Below are 15,570 nucleotides of genomic sequence, written 5' to 3' on the forward strand. Positions count from 1 at the left end.
CAGTCGCCGCACTCCACAGCCGAACGGGGTCCGGGACGGCCCCGAACGGCAGGAGCGCGACCGGCGTTCCTCCCCTCCGGCCGCGGCCCGCGCACGGGGCGGCGTCCCCTCGGACCGCCCCGCGAGCGCAGGCGTCCACGCCAACCAACCCTCCTCGTCACCCGGCCCCGCCGTGCCCGCGCACGGTGCCGAGATGGAGCAGTCATGGCACCTTCCGATGGACCCGTACGCCTCAGCGCCCGTGCCGCCCGCGCCAGAGGCGGCGCCCGGAACGCCGTCCTCCCCGCCCTGCTGGCGGCCGGAGCACTGATCGCGGCCTTCGCCGTACCGGCGTCCGCGTCGGCGCCCGCTGCCGCGCCCGGCTCCGCACCCGAGTCCGTACAAGCCGCCGTCTCCCGAGCCGCCCCCGCCCCCGCTCCGTCCTCGGTCCTGGCCGCCAAGCCGTACATGGGCTGGAGCAGTTGGAGCCTGGAGTCGACCAACTTCCCCGGCTACGGCGGGATGAGCTGGCTGACCGAGGCGCATGTGAAGCAGCAGGCCGATGTGGTGGCCAAGAAGCTCAAGTCCCACGGCTACGAGTACATCAACATCGACTCGGGCTGGGTCGGCGGCTTCGACCACTACGGCCGCCCGATGCCCAATGCCACGACGTTCCCCGACGGACTGAAGGGCCTGGCGGACTACGTGCACGCCAAGGGCCTGAAATTCGGCGCCTATCTGGCCGTCGGGCTCTACTTCGACGCGTACAACGACGGGAAGTCGCCGATCTACGGGGCACCGGGCTGTACGACCAAGGACATCGTCTACCCGGACCTGCGCAAGACCAGCGGCTGGGACAACGTCTCTTACCAGATGGACTTCTCCAGCCCGTGCGCCGCGAAGTACATCGACTCCGTCGCGGCCGAACTGGCGGGCTGGGGCGTGGACTTCCTCAAGGTCGACGGCGTCGGCCCCGGCTCCAACCAGGGCGACGCGGCCCACGACAACATCCCCGACGTCCAGGCATGGCACGCCGCGCTCCAGAAGACCGGCCGTCCGATGCAGTTCACGGTGTCCTGGTCGTTGAGTCATGACCGGGCGGACGTGTGGAAGCGGAACTCCAACGGGTGGCGGGTCGACACCGACGTGGAGTGCTACTGCGACACGCTGGTGACCTGGGACAACTCCGTCAAGCAGCGGTGGAACGACGTCGTCCAGTGGATCGACGACGCAGGCCCCGGCCACTGGAACAACCTCGACTCGCTCGACGTCGGCGCAGGCGCGATGGACGGCCTCACCGACGCCGAACGGCAGACCTACATGACGCTGTGGGCGGTCGAGTCCGCACCGCTGTACTCCGGCGACGACCTCACCCGACTCGACCCCTACGGCCTGAAACTCCTCACCAATGACGAGGTGATCGCGGTCGACCAGGCGGGCAACCCCGCCAGGCCCGTCAGCCAGGCCACCGACCAGCAGGTCTGGTACGCCCGCAACACCGACGGAACGTACACCGTCGCCCTGTTCAACCTCGGCAGCGCACCCGCCGACGTCACCGCGGACTTCGCCGACCTCGGCATCACCGGCAAGGCCGCCGTCCGCGACCTGTGGAGCCGCACCGGCCTCGGCAGCGCCTCGGGCCACCTGACGAAGAACCTGCCCCCGCACGGCTCCCGCCTGTTCACCCTCACCCCCGCCAAGAAGACCCCCGCCCCCGGCACCCCCCTCGGCGTCCACGGCACCGCGTCCACCGCCACCACCGTCTCCCTGGCCTGGAACCCGGTGAACACCGGCCCCGCCACCACGGGATACGACGTGTACGTCAACGGCCGCAAGGCCACCTCGACCGGCACCACCTCCGCCACCGTCACCGGCCTCACCCCCGCCACCGGCTACACCTTCACCGTCACCGCCCACGACGCCAAGGGACGCCACTCCGCGCCCGGCAAACCGGTTCCGGTCACCACCCCCGCCCCCGGCGGACGCGTCACCTACGAAGCGGAAGCCCCCGCCAACACCCTCACCGGAAACGCGAGCATCACCGACTGCGCCGCCTGCTCCGGCGGAAAGAAAGTCGGCAACCTCGGCGGGGACAGCGCGGTCGCCATCAACCATGTGACAGCGCCGAAGGACGGCACCTACCTCCTCACGCTCGGCTACGCGGACGGGTCCTCCGGCCGCACCGCCGTGGTCACCGCGGGCGGCTCGTCGTTCCAGCTCCCGCTGCCCGGCGGCAACGACAACAACTGGGGCGTGGCGCGGTCCGTGACCGTACCGGTCCACCTGAAGGCGGGCGACAACACCGTCACCTTCGGCAACCCGGCCGACTACGCCTCGGACGTCGACCGCGTCACCGTCTGACCCCGGTCGCCGTCCCGCGGTTGGGGCGCGGCAGCCGCCACGGCTGCCGCACCCCACCGGCGGCGCCCTGGTGCCCGATGACGATGATGGTCACCGGACCTGCGGAAAGGACTCATTCATGACCACCATCCCCGCGCGGATCGTCACCCTGCGCGCGGCAGGCGCCGCCCTCGTCGTGGAGCTCGGCGAGCCGGTGCCCAGAGTCCTGCACTGGGGCGCCGACCTTGGCGATCTCTCGGACGCCGACCTCGCCGCGCTGAGCCTGACCGCCGAGGGCGCGGTGCTCAACAACTCCCTCGACGTCCCGCGCCGGTTCACCGTCTGGCCCACCGAGGCCGACGGCTGGTCCGGCAGCCCCGCCCAGCAGGGCCACCGGGCGGGCACGGCGACCACCCCGCGGCCGTCCCTGACCGGCGCCGAGCAGCGCGAAGTGCCCGGCGGCGGCGGTGAGTTGGTGATCCGCCTGCGGGACGAGGTCAGCGACCTGGCCGTCACCGTCACCTACCGCCTGGAGCCGTCGGGCGTGCTCGGGGTGCACGCCGAGCTGACCGCGGGGCAGGCGGCGGGCTCCAACACGGACCCGGCGCCGTACGACCTGTCCGCGCTCGGCCTGCTGCTGCCGCTGCCCGAACGCGCCGGTGAGGTACTGGACTTCACCGGCAAGTGGAGCAGGGAACGCTCCCCGCAGCGCCGCCCGCTGCACTACGGCTCGTACGTCCGCGAGGTCCGGCGCGGCAAGCCCGGCGTCGACTCGCCGTACCTGCTGACCGTCGGCGTGCCCGGCTTCGGCTTCCGGGACGGCGAAGTGTGGGGCCTCCACGTCGGGTGGAGCGGCGACCAGCGGTATCTCGTCGAGCGGCTGCCGGAAGGCGCGGGCAGCGACCACGCCGTGGTGCTCGGCGGCGGCGAACTGCTGCGCGCGGGCGAGGTACGGCTGGCACCGGGGGAGTCGTACACCTCCCCGGTCTGCTGGTTCGCCTGGTCCGACGCGGGCCTCGACGGGCTCGCCGACCGCTTCCACACCCTGCTGCGCGCCCGCCCCACCCACCCGGCCACCCCGCGCCCGCTGATCCTCAACAGCTGGGAGGCGGTCTACTTCGACCACGACCTGGACCGGCTGCTGCGGCTGGTCGACCGGGCCGCCGAGGTCGGCGTCGAGCGCTTCGTCCTGGACGACGGCTGGTTCAAGGGCCGCCGCGACGACACCGCGGGCCTCGGAGACTGGACGGTGGACGCGACCGTCTGGCCCGACGGCCTGACCCCGCTGGCCGACCACGTCCGCTCCCTCGGCATGGAATTCGGCCTGTGGGTCGAGCCGGAGATGGTCAACCTCGACTCCGACCTCGCCCGCGAGCACCCGGGCTGGATCCTCGGCCCCTCGGCGGGCCTCGGACCCAGCTCCCGCCACCAGTACACGCTCGACCTCGCCAACGAGGACGCCTGGCAGTACCTGCTCACCTCGCTCGACACCCTCGTCGGCCGGTACGGGATCGGCTACCTGAAGTGGGACCACAACCGCGAGCTGCACGAGGCGGTCGAGCGCGGCCCCGGCGGCTTGGACCGGCCCGGAAGCCGCGCCCAGGTCCTCGCGCTGTACCGGCTGATCGACGCGCTCAAGGCCCGCCACCCGGGCCTGGAGATCGAGAGCTGCGCCAGCGGCGGCGGCCGGATCGACCTCGGCATCCTCGCCCGTACCGACCGGGTGTGGGCCTCGGACTGCAACGACCCGGTGGAACGGCAGACCATCCAGCGCTGGACCGGCCAGCTGCTGCCGCCGGAACTCTTCGGCGCGCACGTCGGCCCCACGCCCAGCCACACCACGAGCCGTCCCGGCACCGACACCTTCCGGATGGCCACCGCCCTGTTCGGCCACGCGGGCATCGAGCAGGACCTCAGCCGCTGCACCCCCGAGGAGCTGGCCCGGCTCACCCACTGGTCCGCGCTCTACCGCGAGCAGCGCCCGCTGCTGCACTCGGGACGGGTGGTCCGCGCCGACCTCGCGGGCGGCGCCGTCCTGCTGCACGGCGTCGTCGCCGCCGACGGCTCGGCCGCGCTGTACGCGTGGGCCAGGATCGCCACCTCGCCCGAGGGCCAGTCGGGCCGCGTCCGGCTGCCGGGCCTCGACCCCGCCATCGCCTACCAGGTCCGCGTCCGCACCGAGATCGGCCTGCCCTCCTTCCACCAGACGACCGCACCGCCGTGGCTGGCCCGCGCCCTCGAGGGCTGGCTGCCGCTGCCTGGCGCCGTCCTGGCCACGGCGGGAATCCCCATGCCCACGCTCGACCCGGAGCACGCGATGCTCATCGAGGTGCGCACGGCACCCTGACCCGGCGGACCGGCGGACCGGCGGACCGGCCGGCCGACGGGCGTACGGACCGGGGGAGCCCATTGGGGGAGGCATTCGTACCCCAGGTGTACGAATGTCGAATCCACCGGCGCAGGCGGCACGGCGAACCGCCCTCGAACGGGTCACGGACCCGCACGGAGGCGGTTCGCCCTGTTAGGCAGGAGTCGATGCCCGCCATCGAACCCTGGAGTCCCCTTGTCCTTCGCCACCGCCGCCCGCGAGGAGCCGACCGCCTGCCTGCCCGGCCCGGTGCCCGCCCAGAGCGACGGCGCCACGGCGCGGCCATTCGCCCGGATCAGTGAGTGGCATCTGGAGTACGAGGGCTTCCGGTACACCTGCCGGATCAGGCACCACGAACGGCCGGTCGACGCCCCCCTGCTGATCCTCGGCGGCTCCTCCCAGGACCGGCACTCGTGGATGCGGCACGAGCAGCGGATCGGCACCGCGGCCGACGTGATCACCGTCGACCTGCCGGGCTACGGCACCGCCGACTTCCTCCCGGCGTTCTACGGCATCGACTTCCTGGCCGCCGTCGTCCGGCATCTGCTGGACGAACTGGTCGTGCCCGCCGTCAACCTCGTCGCGGCCTGCTTCGGCGGCGCCGTCGGCCTGCGCTTCGCCCAGCACTACCCGGCGCGGGTCGAGCGGCTGTTCTTCGTCGGCATGACGACCCGGATCCCGCCGGACTACGCGGCGGCCATGGAACGCTGGGACGGCATGATCGACCGTGGCGAGACCGACCGGATCGCCCGCGAGCTCACCGACCGCTTCATGTCCCCGCCCGGCACCGGCCGGGTACGCAAGCACGCGGCCGTCGCCCGCCTGGTGTACGGCGGTCTGATCGGCCAGGACGCCGAGCAGTTGCGGAAGTCCGCCGAGCACAACAAGCGGCTGATGCGGCACGAGTGGTACCGGCCGGAGCCCGTACCCGCGGTGCCCAGCCTGGTCGTCACCGGCGAGTACGACACGCTGTGCACCCCGGAGATGGGCCGCGAGGTCGCCGCGGTGCTGCGCGCGGCCACCTTCCTGACCATCGATGAGACCGACCACCTCGCGCCGGTCGAGCGGATCGCGGACTTCGCCGACCTCGTCACCCGCTTCTGCGCCGGCCACCCGCTGGACGACCTGCCGTACTGCAGCGCCCCCGAGTCGGCCGCGGCCGGCACGCTCCGGGAACCGGCCGTGGCCTGGCGCGGCCGACCGTAAGACCGGCGGTATGAGCGACTGTAAAGCCCGGCGATGATGACCGGCGGTGACGGGAGTCCGAAAGGGCAGGGGACCCGCGCTACGGGGTCGGGATGCCCGCGGGCTTGTTCGGCAGGCCGAAGCGGACCGGGACGCCGGGGGAGTACAGCACGCTGACCGGGTCCCCCAGCGGCCGGGCCAGACCGGCGGCCGTCACCACGTCCTCGTCCAGGGACAGCAGCTCGGCGCGGTGCAGCGGCCAGCGCGGATGGGCGTTGGGCAGATACACCGGCCGCCCGAAGAAGGCGTTGTGCATGCCCCAGCGGGCGGTGAGGAAGTGTTCGAGTTCCGTGGGCTCCGCCACCGGCTCACCGATCCGTACGCTCAGCGAGGCCCGCGCGCCGCGCGGCCCCGGCCAGCGGCGGGAACTGGTGTACGTGATGGTGTCGGCGTCCCGGCGCACCGACATCCGCGACCACAGATAGGGCAGCCGGAAGACGCCCCGGCCCACGACGACCGGTATCAGCCGGGACGCGTCCAGCGACCGGAACACCACACCGCGCCGCCCCCGCTCGTCCACCGAGTACAGCCGCACATTCGTCTCGGGGAAGGTGCCCAGATACGGCACACCGGGCAGCCGGAACCAGCCGACCCGGCGCATGCGGAAGGCGACCAGACCCACGTACGTGACGCCGTGCAGGGTGTCGGGCCGTACGCCCGGCGGCAGCAGCGGTGCCACCAGCCCAGGCTCCACCGGCCAGTGCACGAAAGCCAGGTCCAGCCACCACTGCGTCATCAGCGGCTCGGCCGCGGCGCCGGGCGGCGCCTCGGCCACGATCGGCTCCGCGTCGGCGGGGATGGTGGACACGCCGTCCAGCATGCCACCGCCGCGTCACCCGCCCGGCTCCGGGGGACGGCCGGTCAGCTCGGGCGCGGGCGGTAGCGGATCTCCAGCATCAGACAGCCGGGGCCCGTGCGGTACGGGCCGTGCGGCATGCCGGGAGGGCGGGAGGCGAAGTGGCCGCTGGCGAAGGTCTTCCCCAGGGTCAGATCCTCCAGCTCGCCCTCCAGGAGATAGACCTCCTCGTAGTAGGCGTGCCTGATCACCCCGGCGGCTGAGGTGTCGAGCCCCGGCTCCCAGCGGGCGAGCCGGGTCAGCTCCGCGCCGTCGGCGGCCGGGTCGGCGGACAGCACGCGCTCGCTGACGCCCGGCGAGCCCTCCGCCGGGGTCCACGGGATGTCCGCGGCGGCGAGGAATTCGTGTTCGTCCTTCACGGGGGAGACCTCTTTCAGCACGGGTACGGGGGTGCGGGCGCCGGCCTCGAATTCGGTTGACCGACGCATGCGGCCGGTATAGCAATGCCGGGTGATAGAAGGCGAGAAAATCCAGCTCAGGGCCAGGATCGAGAGCGATGTCCCGGTGCTCCACGCCGAGTTGCAGGACGACGTGGTGGGCAGGTCCCGCTCCGACTCCCGCCCCTGGCGCCCCATATCGCCGGGCACGGCGGACTCACCGTACGCGGTGAACGGGCTTCCTCCGGAGGTGGTCGTCTTCTCCGTGGTGGAGACCCGGACGCGGGAGCTGGCGGGCGCGGCCTCGATGTGGGGAATCGACACCCACAACCGGCTCGCCCACCTCGGGATCGGTCTGCGCCCCGCCTACCGCGGTCGCGGCCTCGGCACCGACGTCGTGCGCGCGCTGTGCCACTACGGCTTCGTCGTGCGCGGCCTGCACCGGATCCAGCTCGAAACCCTCGCCGACAACACCGGGATGATCACCGCGGCCACGCGCGCCGGATTCCGTGTCGAGGGAACGCTGCGCCGGGCGGCCTGGGTGTACGGCTCCTTCCTCGACGAGGTGGTCCTCGGGCTGCTCGCCGACGAGTGGACCCCGTAGGGCGGACTCACCGCGTCCGGCTCATGGACGTACGGTCAGTCGGTCAGTCGGCCGGTCAGCCGGTCGGCCGGGGAGACCGGCGGACGGCCGCGCGGCGCGGTTCACATGCCCTCGCGTACGCGGCAGGAAGCGGCCGACCCGCCTGGTCGGGAAGACGTATTGTCCGATATGCCCCGTTATGCTCGACGGTGTGAAGACGATCCGATCCCGCTGGCGCTCCTGGTGGCCGGACGTCCGATGGGATCCCGTCCTCCTGACCCCGCTCCTGCTGACCGTGATGATCATAGTGGTGGCGCTGGTCACTCCGACCGACTTCGCGATCAGCCGCCTGCTGCCCGCCGCTCCCGCGCTCGCCGCCTCCATGTGGCCGGTGCGCCCGACCGTCGCGCTGGGCGTAGTGGCGACCGCCGTGGTGGTCGGTGACTCGCTCATCATCGACTCCCCGAACATGCTGTTCACGGCCGGGGCGATCGCCGTGGTCACCGCCGCGGCCGGATACGCGGCGCACAGCCGGCTGCACCGCGAGGAGACCCTCACCCAGGTCAGATCGGTGGCCGACACCGCACAGGCGGTCGTCCTGCGCCCGGTGCCGCCCCGTGTCGGGAACGTGGACGTCGAGACGCTGTACGTGGCCGCCGCCGCGGAGGCCCGGATCGGCGGCGACTTCTACGCGGCGGCCGACACCCCGCACGGCGTACGCCTGCTCATCGGCGACGTCCGCGGCAAAGGGCTGAACGCGGCGGGCGCGGCCGGGGCGATCGCCAACAGCTTCCGCGACGCCGCCCACGACGAACCCGACCTCGCGGCGGTCGCGCGCAGGCTGGACAGGAGTGTGGTCCGCTACAGCGCGTCGATCCCCGGCGGCGACGCGCCCGAGCGCTTCGCCACCGCCCTGTTCGTCGAGATCCCGGCCGACGGCGGCCACGCCGTCCTCCTCAACTGCGGCCACCCGCCGCCGCTGCTGCTGCGCGGCGACCAGGCCACGTCCCTCGATCCGAGCGCCCCGTCACCGCCCCTGAACATGGCCGTGCTGATCGGATCCGACTACCGCATGGACACCGTCCCGCTGGTCCGCGGCGACCGGCTGCTGCTCTACACCGACGGCGTCATCGAGACCCGCGACGACACGGGCGCCTTCTTCTCGCTGCGCCGATGGGTGAGCGGCAGACCGCCCGTGGAGCCCAGGGAACTGCTCGACCAGCTCCGCGCCGAGTTGCTGCGCTTCAGCGACGGACAGCTCGACGACGACATCGCCGCCGTGCTCGTACGCTCCCGCGCGGGAGCATACGATTCGCGCGGTTCGGGCAGCGCGGACGGCTCGTCCGGCTCAGGCGGCGGCTCACCCGGTTCACGCGGCGCGGGTGAAGACGTGTGAGCGGCCGATCGGGGTGAAGCCCCGCCGCGCGTACCAGGTGCGCGGCCAGTCGTTCGCGTCCGCGATCAGGAACAGCAGCGGGCACTCGGCCGCCAGGTGCACGGCGGTGGCGAGATTGACGTCCGCGTAGCCGCGCCGCTGATGCGTGGTCGCGGTGACGACCTCCTCGATCTGCGCGATGCCCTCCGCCGGGTCGAGGTAGAGGTCGGTCCACGCGCCGACCGCCCCCTGCTCGTCCCTGACCGCCAGGAAACGCACCTGCTCCGCGCCCCGCAGCCGGGCGGCGCGGCGGTCGGTGAGCTGGCGCAGCACCTCGTCGTCGGCCTTCGGCAGCCACTGCCGCGTCTGGCGCAGCACGGCGGACCGCAGGGCCCGCGGCGTGACGGTCTCGGCGGCCGGGTCCGGCGCGGGCGCGGGACCCGAGTGCCGCATCACCAGTTCCGTCTCGTGCTCGTAACCGGCCGCGAGCAGCGTCGGCGCGCACAGCACACCGAACTCGTCGTCCAGCACCGAGATCCGGCGGTGCGGCAGATGGGCGAGTACGGCGTCGGCGAACGCGGGCAGCTCGTCCACCGCCACCGGTCCCTCCACGACGATCTGATTGTGCTCGTGGGAGGCGGCGTACGCGCCGTTGAGGACCGCCGCGCCGCCGGGGAACTCGACGACGCACCGGGCCTGCCGCCGCTGGAAGGCGGCGCGGAAGGACGCGATGCGGTGCAGATCGACGGCGGAGACCTCGACAGCGGGCATACCGCCCAGTCTAGGAACACCTGGTCACGGCGCCGCAAGCGCATTTCCCGCCGCCCGCGCGCCGTACCGCTGCCTCGGGGAGGCGCGACCGGTCGGCCGTCACTCCCCGATGTCCTCGTACCAGAGCTCGGGCCGGGCCGCGATGAAGTCCCGCATGAGCGCGACGCAGTCGGGGTCGTCCAGCAGCGTGATCCGCACGCCGTGCTCCGCGAGCCAGTCGTGGCCGCCGGAGAAGGTGCGCGCCTCGCCGATCACCACATGGCCGATGCCGAACTGCCGGATCAGCCCCGAGCAGTACCAGCACGGGGACAGCGTCGTCACCATCGTCGTGCGCCCGTATCCGCGCAGCCGTCCGGCGGCACGGAAGGCCGAGGTCTCGCCGTGCGCCGACGGGTCGCCGTCCTGCACCCGGCGGTTGTGCCCGCGGCCCAGCACGTGCCCGTCCTGGCCGAAGAGGGCCGCGCCGATCGGGATGCCGCCCTCGGCGAGCCCGGCGCGGGCCTCCTCCAGGGCCGTGGCCAGCATCGTTGTCGGGTCCGGGGCCGCCGCGTCAGTCATGTGCCCACTGTGGCCGCGGGGGAGCACCGCCGCAATGCCGTCGGCGGCGGACGGCCCGAGGCGCGGAACCGGTCCCTTCCCCCGTGGCCCGGCGCGGACGCCGTGCAAGGGTAGTGACAGGCGTGGCCCGCGTTGCTTCAATGCAGCAAGCGCTTTCCGTCCCCGTTTCCCTGGAGCCGCCGCCGTGCCGATATCCCGTCGTGTCCTGCTCTCCTCGGTCCCGGCGGCGAGCCTGACGGCCCTGGTCGCACCCTTGCGCGCGCGAGCCGCGGACGGCCCGGTCCCGGCGGGCGGCGCGCACAGCGCGAGCGCGGACCAGGCGGCGCTCGTCGCCAACACGGTGGCGGTCTTCGCCGGTACCGCCGAGTCCAACGTTCGCCCCGAGGTCGCCGCGAAGCTCACCGCGATCGAGGCGACCGCCCGCGCCAGGCTGGCCGCGCTGGGCACGGCAGGAGCGCATCAGCTCTTCGGCGGCCTGACGCTCGGCACCAGCGACACCAACCTGACGACGTCGTTCCAGTACCTGTACGAGACGGCGCTCGCGACCCGCGTACCCGGCGCGCCCGGCGGTCCGGGCTCCGGGCTGCGCGACGACGTGGCCGTGCAGCGGCGCGTCATCGACGGCCTGGCCTTCCTCTACGACGGCTACTACGGCGACCAGGCGAAGGGCTACTACGGCAACTGGTTCAACTGGGAGATCGGCATCTCCACCCACGTCACCAAGACGCTGCTGCTCCTCCAGGACGCCCTCGCCGCCTACCGGCCCGACCTCACCGCCGCGTTCGTGGCCGCCATGGACGCCTATCTGCGCAATGGCGAGGACGGCGACGTCGACCTCGACTCGCGCTTCCACACCGGCGCCAACCTCGCCGACATCACCACCAACCGCATCCTGCAAGGCGCGGTCCTCGGCGACGACGCCCGCACGTCCAAGGCCGTCGCCGACCAGTTGACGGTCTTCGCCACGATCGACCCGTACGGTCTGCGGCACGGCGTCACCGACGGCTTCTACGCGGACGGCTCCTTCATCCAGCACGCCTCCGTCGCCTACACCGGCTCGTACGGCACCGGGCTGCTGAGCCGCGTCGTGCAGACGGTCCGGATGCTCGACGGCACCAGCCATGTGCAGGGCGACGACCTGATCGGCGTCGTGCAGGGCTGGATCGCCGAGGGCTTCGCCCCGCTGATCTTCGAGGGGTGGATGACCGAGATCGTCAAGGGTCGCGCGATCTCCAGGACCACCACCGGATACGCGGACGTCGCCACCGTCGTCGAGGCCGTCACCGGAATATCCGCCTACGCCACCGCGAACGACGCGGCGGCGCTGGCCGGTTACGTCCGCTACGTACGGCAGACCTCGCGGGCCGCCCTCGACCCGGTCAGCTTCGTCTCCCCGACGACCGTCGTCCGCTACGCCGACATCCTCGCCGACACCTCGGCCCCGGCGCGCGACCTCGTCCCGGCCGCGCACCACGCGGCCCTCAACTCCATGGACAGGACCGTCCACCGCCGCCCCGGCTACGCCTTCGCGCTGGCCCGCAGCTCGGCCAGGATCAGCAAGTACGAGTACATGAGCGGCGAGAATCTGCTGCCGTGGTTCCAGGGCGACGGCGCCCACTACCTCTATCTCACCGGCCAGGACCATACCCGCGCCTACGGCATCGACTACCTCACCGCCGTGTCGCCCTACGGCCTCGCGGGCGTCACCGCCCCCGTCGAGACCCGGCGCAGCGTGCCCGAGCTGTACGGCACCGCCTGGTACGACAACCCGGAGCTGGGCTTCACCGCCTCCTCCGAGTCGCAGAACACCTACGTCTACTTCCCGCGCGCCACCAACGCCCTCTCCGGCGGCGCCACCCTCGGCGCGTACGGGACGGCCGCCTTCGTGCAGTCCGACGACGCCGCCTACGCCGCCGAGCGGGCCGGGCTCCTGCCGGACGACTTCGTCGTCTACCGCAACGCGGACGCCACGAAGTCCTGGTTCATGCTCGACGACGAGATCGTGGTCCTCGCCGCCGGAGTCGGCGACGGCGCGGGCCGCGCGGTGACCACGACGCTCGACACCCGGATCGCCGACCCGGCGGACCCGGTCACCCTCACCGGGCGGCTGCGCGACGGCGCCCCGTGGTCCGGCACCGGCACCGCGCCGCTGGCCTGGCTGCGCTACGCCGACGCGGGCCAGGGCACGGCCGTGGGGTACGTCTTCCTCGACGGCTTCGAGGATCGGCGACAACCGGACCGGGGACACGGGCGGTCCGGACCGCGCACCACCGTCGCGCTGGACACCGTGGCCCGCAGCCGCCGCGTCGTCCGTACCTCCAACCCCGACACCACCGTGACCAAGCAGGTCTTCGCCGTCCGCGTCGAGCAGGCCGCCGGAGCGCGGCCGGTCTCCGTGGCGTACGCCCTGGTCCCGCACGCCAGCGAGACGCGTCTGCGGTCGTACGCCCGCGGCCCGCTGTCGGTGGTCGCCAACTCCACGGCGGCGCAGGCGATACGCCACCGCGACCTGGGCCTGCTCGCCGTCAACACCTTCACCGCGGGTTCGCACCACGCCGAGCGGCTCTCCGTCGAAGGGCCCGCGTCCGTCCTGCTGCGCGAGGACCGGCGCGGCGTGGTCTCCCTCGCCGTCGCCGACCCGACCACGCAGCGCGACCGGATCACGCTCGTCCTCCGGGGCCGTCCGCTGCGCGCGGTCACCGCCGACGACGGCGTGCGCGTCTCCCGTGTGCCCGGCGGCACCCGCGTCGAGGTGACCACCCGGCACGCGTACGGCCGCAGCTTCACGGCCACGCTGCGCTGACCGCCTGGCCCGGCCGGTCCCCGGGAACCGCGGCGACCGCCGTGGGCGCTGTCCGTCGCGGGTCCCGGTAAGGGGTCGGCAAAGGATCAGCGAGGACCGCCCGCGTGTCCGATTCGCCCGCATGCCGTTCGTCTACAGTCGTGTAGTCGTCGGCCTGTCGGGGCTCGCCGCCCTGGTCGGCGCGTGCTCGGGGCCGTGCTGTGCGGAGAGCGGAATCGGCCTGCGCGCCGGGAGAGTTGCGGTCCTGTGGAACAACCTGTGGAGCAGCGGTCCGCGCGTGCGCGGACGGTCGGAGCGGTGCCGTACGAGTCGGCGGGCGCCGGTCCCGTACGGCACCGGCGGACGGGGCGGAGCGGCCTCGCGGCCGGCGGCGCCCTGAGCAAGGTGCCGGAGGTGACCGCCTGGTTCTGGCTGACCAAAGTACTCACCACCGGCATGGGCGAGACGACCTCGGACTTCCTGGCCCGCGCGCTCGGCCCGGTCGTCGCGGGCGGCCTCGGCCTGATCGGCCTGGTGGCGCTGCTGGTCGCCCAGTTCCGCGCGCCGCGCTACTCGCCGTGGATCTACTGGTCGGCGATCGTCATGGTCAGCGTCTTCGGCACCATGGCCGCCGACGTCGTGCACGTGGTGGCCGGGGTACCGTACGCGGTCTCCACGGTGGCCTTCTCGCTGATCCTCGCGGCCGTCCTCACCGCCTGGTACGCCGGCGAGGGGACGCTGTCCATCCACAGCGTCCGCACCCCGCGCCGCGAGGCGTTCTACTGGGCGACCGTCCTGACCACCTTCGCGCTCGGCACCGCGGCCGGCGACCTCACCGCGGGCAGCCTGCACCTGGGCTACTTCTCCTCCGGCGTCGTCTTCGCCGTCCTGATCGCCGTACCGGCGCTCGCGGGCCGCTTCCTCGGGCTCAACGCGGTGGCCGCCTTCTGGTGGGCGTACATCCTCACCCGCCCGCTCGGCGCGTCCTTCGCCGACTGGATGGGCGTACCCCTCCACCGCGGCGGCCTCGGCTGGGGCACGGGACCGGTCAGCCTGGTGCTCACCGTCCTGATCGCCGCGCTGGTGGGCTTCCTGGCGGTCAGTCACCGCGACCTGCCCGCGAACGCGGGCGCGTAGCACCGGACGTGACGCGCGGTCGCCCGCGCCGCCGCCGGGATCCGGCGGCGGCGCGGGGGCCGAGGAAGCTGTCCACCGCCCCCGCGCCGAATTTCTGCACGATGCTGTACGCCAGCACCGGCATCAACACCTGCGGATGCGCGGGGAGATGAGTCGCCGCGAGCACCGCGCTCGCGCTGCTGTTGTTCATCCCCGAGGCCAGCGTGATCGCGACCGTGTCGGCCCGGTCACTGCGCAGACCGCGCGCCAGACCCCAGCCGACGGCCAGCGCCGCGAGGCACGCCAGGGCCGCCACACCGACCGACGCGGCGATGAACGCCACCTGCGGGTGCCGCAGTTGACCGCCCAGCGCGCCGCACGCGTTGGCGTACGTCAGCAGCAGTGACGCCAGCAGCGCGGCCAGCTTCAGACCGGGAAGCGCGCGGTCCCGCCGCTCCCGCGACGTCATCCGCTGCGCCAACAGCCCGGCCAGGCACGGCGCGACGACCCCGGCCAGCGCGAAGGCGCCGCTGCTCGCACCGGCCATCCGCCCCAGATCGTGGGCGTAGTGGCCGTGCGCGAAGACGGCGGCCATGGAGAGCGTCAGCGGGGTGGTCAACGGGCTGAGCAGCGTGGAGGCGAGCACGATGCCGACCACCAGCGCGTGGTTGCCGCCCGCCCGGCCGCCCCAGACCGTCGCGCCCCCGGCCACCGGCATGGCGCCGACGAGCGCGATCCCGGTCAGCAGCCCGCTGCCGCCGTCGGTGTCGGGCGAGAACCGCAACAGTCCCGCCAGCAAGGGCAGGACGAGCAGCGGCACGGCCGCGTTCACCGCCGTACCGGTCATCAGCGCCCCCGGGCGCCTGGCCAGCGCGGGCAGCCGCCGCACCGGCACCTGAAGGGCCGCCGTGAACAGCACGAACGCCAGCAGCGCCGAGGGCGGCGACAGCGCGGCGGCCGGTACGCCGACCCCGCGCGGCACGCTCCACCGCAGGTGCCGCAGCCACAGACCGGCGGCGGGAGCGACCGTCGCGACGGCGTAGGCCAGGGCCATCAGCCAGGTCAGGGACCGTTGGACGCGCGCGAGGGCGCGGGGGACGAAGGGAGCACGCACGGGCTGTCGTTCCTGTCTGCTGCGATACGGCACGGGGGACCGGTGGACGCCGGTGACCGGCGCGGGCCGCGTATCAGCGCGGACAGGACGGTGGCAGCCGGGTACG

12 protein-coding genes are annotated in these 15,570 nt (G+C 73.2%); 7 read left to right on the plus strand and 5 right to left on the minus strand.

What is annotated here, in order from left to right; genetic code table 11:
* Nucleotides 1–204: 204 nt before the first annotated feature.
* The 3 genes from ACIQCJ_RS25195 to ACIQCJ_RS25205 all read left to right on the plus strand — a co-directional run bounded on the left by ACIQCJ_RS25195 (nt 205) and on the right by ACIQCJ_RS25205 (nt 5,893).
* Complete coding sequence (locus ACIQCJ_RS25195; RefSeq protein WP_402712600.1) at nt 205–2,340, plus strand: fibronectin type III domain-containing protein; 2,136 nt, start codon at nt 205–207, stop codon at nt 2,338–2,340.
* 118 nt (nt 2,341–2,458) lie between these two features.
* Nucleotides 2,459–4,666, plus strand: a complete 2,208-nt coding sequence (locus tag ACIQCJ_RS25200) for an alpha-galactosidase (protein WP_402712601.1) — start codon at nt 2,459–2,461, stop codon at nt 4,664–4,666.
* Between the two features lie 216 nt (nt 4,667–4,882).
* Nucleotides 4,883–5,893, plus strand: a complete 1,011-nt coding sequence (locus ACIQCJ_RS25205) for an alpha/beta hydrolase (RefSeq protein WP_355334916.1) — start codon at nt 4,883–4,885, stop codon at nt 5,891–5,893.
* Nucleotides 5,894–5,972: 79 nt separating this feature from the next.
* Here ACIQCJ_RS25205 and ACIQCJ_RS25210 read toward each other — a convergent pair whose 3' ends face one another.
* Entirely contained in the window at nt 5,973–6,668 is a 696-nt protein-coding gene (locus ACIQCJ_RS25210; RefSeq protein WP_355335765.1) for a DUF2071 domain-containing protein, read from the minus strand.
* Between the two features lie 125 nt (nt 6,669–6,793).
* Nucleotides 6,794–7,216 carry a cupin domain-containing protein gene (locus ACIQCJ_RS25215; protein WP_402712602.1) on the minus strand — a complete coding sequence of 141 codons (423 nt, stop codon included), beginning with the start codon at nt 7,214–7,216 and terminating at the stop codon, nt 6,794–6,796.
* Between the two features lie 22 nt (nt 7,217–7,238).
* Here ACIQCJ_RS25215 and ACIQCJ_RS25220 point away from each other — a divergent pair, with 22 nt between their 5' ends.
* Both ACIQCJ_RS25220 and ACIQCJ_RS25225 read left to right on the plus strand, forming a co-directional pair.
* Nucleotides 7,239–7,769 (plus strand): GNAT family N-acetyltransferase, encoded by a 531-nt coding sequence (locus ACIQCJ_RS25220; RefSeq protein WP_391047761.1) that lies wholly within the window; start codon nt 7,239–7,241, stop codon nt 7,767–7,769.
* 190 nt (nt 7,770–7,959) lie between these two features.
* Entirely contained in the window at nt 7,960–9,144 is a 1,185-nt protein-coding gene (locus ACIQCJ_RS25225; RefSeq protein ID WP_391047759.1) for a SpoIIE family protein phosphatase, read from the plus strand.
* Here ACIQCJ_RS25225 and ACIQCJ_RS25230 read toward each other — a convergent pair.
* The gene (locus ACIQCJ_RS25230; protein WP_402712603.1) at nt 9,118–9,894 is read right to left on the minus strand and encodes a GNAT family N-acetyltransferase; all 777 of its coding nucleotides are present in this window, start codon (nt 9,892–9,894) and stop codon (nt 9,118–9,120) included. The genes ACIQCJ_RS25225 and ACIQCJ_RS25230 overlap by 27 nt on opposite strands.
* A gap of 99 nt (nt 9,895–9,993) precedes the next feature.
* Nucleotides 9,994–10,452 (minus strand): nucleoside deaminase, encoded by a 459-nt coding sequence (locus tag ACIQCJ_RS25235; RefSeq protein WP_401307403.1) that lies wholly within the window; start codon nt 10,450–10,452, stop codon nt 9,994–9,996.
* Nucleotides 10,453–10,636: 184 nt separating this feature from the next.
* On the opposite strand from ACIQCJ_RS25235, the gene ACIQCJ_RS25240 reads away from it, so the two are divergent.
* Both ACIQCJ_RS25240 and ACIQCJ_RS25245 read left to right on the plus strand, forming a co-directional pair.
* Nucleotides 10,637–13,255, plus strand: a complete 2,619-nt coding sequence (locus tag ACIQCJ_RS25240; protein ID WP_402712604.1) for a polysaccharide lyase family 8 super-sandwich domain-containing protein — start codon at nt 10,637–10,639, stop codon at nt 13,253–13,255.
* Nucleotides 13,256–13,630: 375 nt separating this feature from the next.
* Nucleotides 13,631–14,371 carry a hypothetical protein gene (locus ACIQCJ_RS25245; protein ID WP_402712735.1) on the plus strand — a complete coding sequence of 247 codons (741 nt, stop codon included), beginning with the start codon at nt 13,631–13,633 and terminating at the stop codon, nt 14,369–14,371.
* On the opposite strand, the gene ACIQCJ_RS25250 is transcribed toward ACIQCJ_RS25245, so the two are convergent.
* Nucleotides 14,334–15,464 carry a sodium-dependent transporter gene (locus ACIQCJ_RS25250; RefSeq protein WP_401307397.1) on the minus strand — a complete coding sequence of 377 codons (1,131 nt, stop codon included), beginning with the start codon at nt 15,462–15,464 and terminating at the stop codon, nt 14,334–14,336. The genes ACIQCJ_RS25245 and ACIQCJ_RS25250 overlap by 38 nt on opposite strands.
* Nucleotides 15,465–15,570: the final 106 nt, after the last annotated feature.

Origin of the sequence: Streptomyces sp. NPDC093221 (assembly GCF_044753885.1) — a bacterium.
Classification (GTDB): Bacteria; Actinomycetota; Actinomycetes; order Streptomycetales; family Streptomycetaceae; genus Actinacidiphila.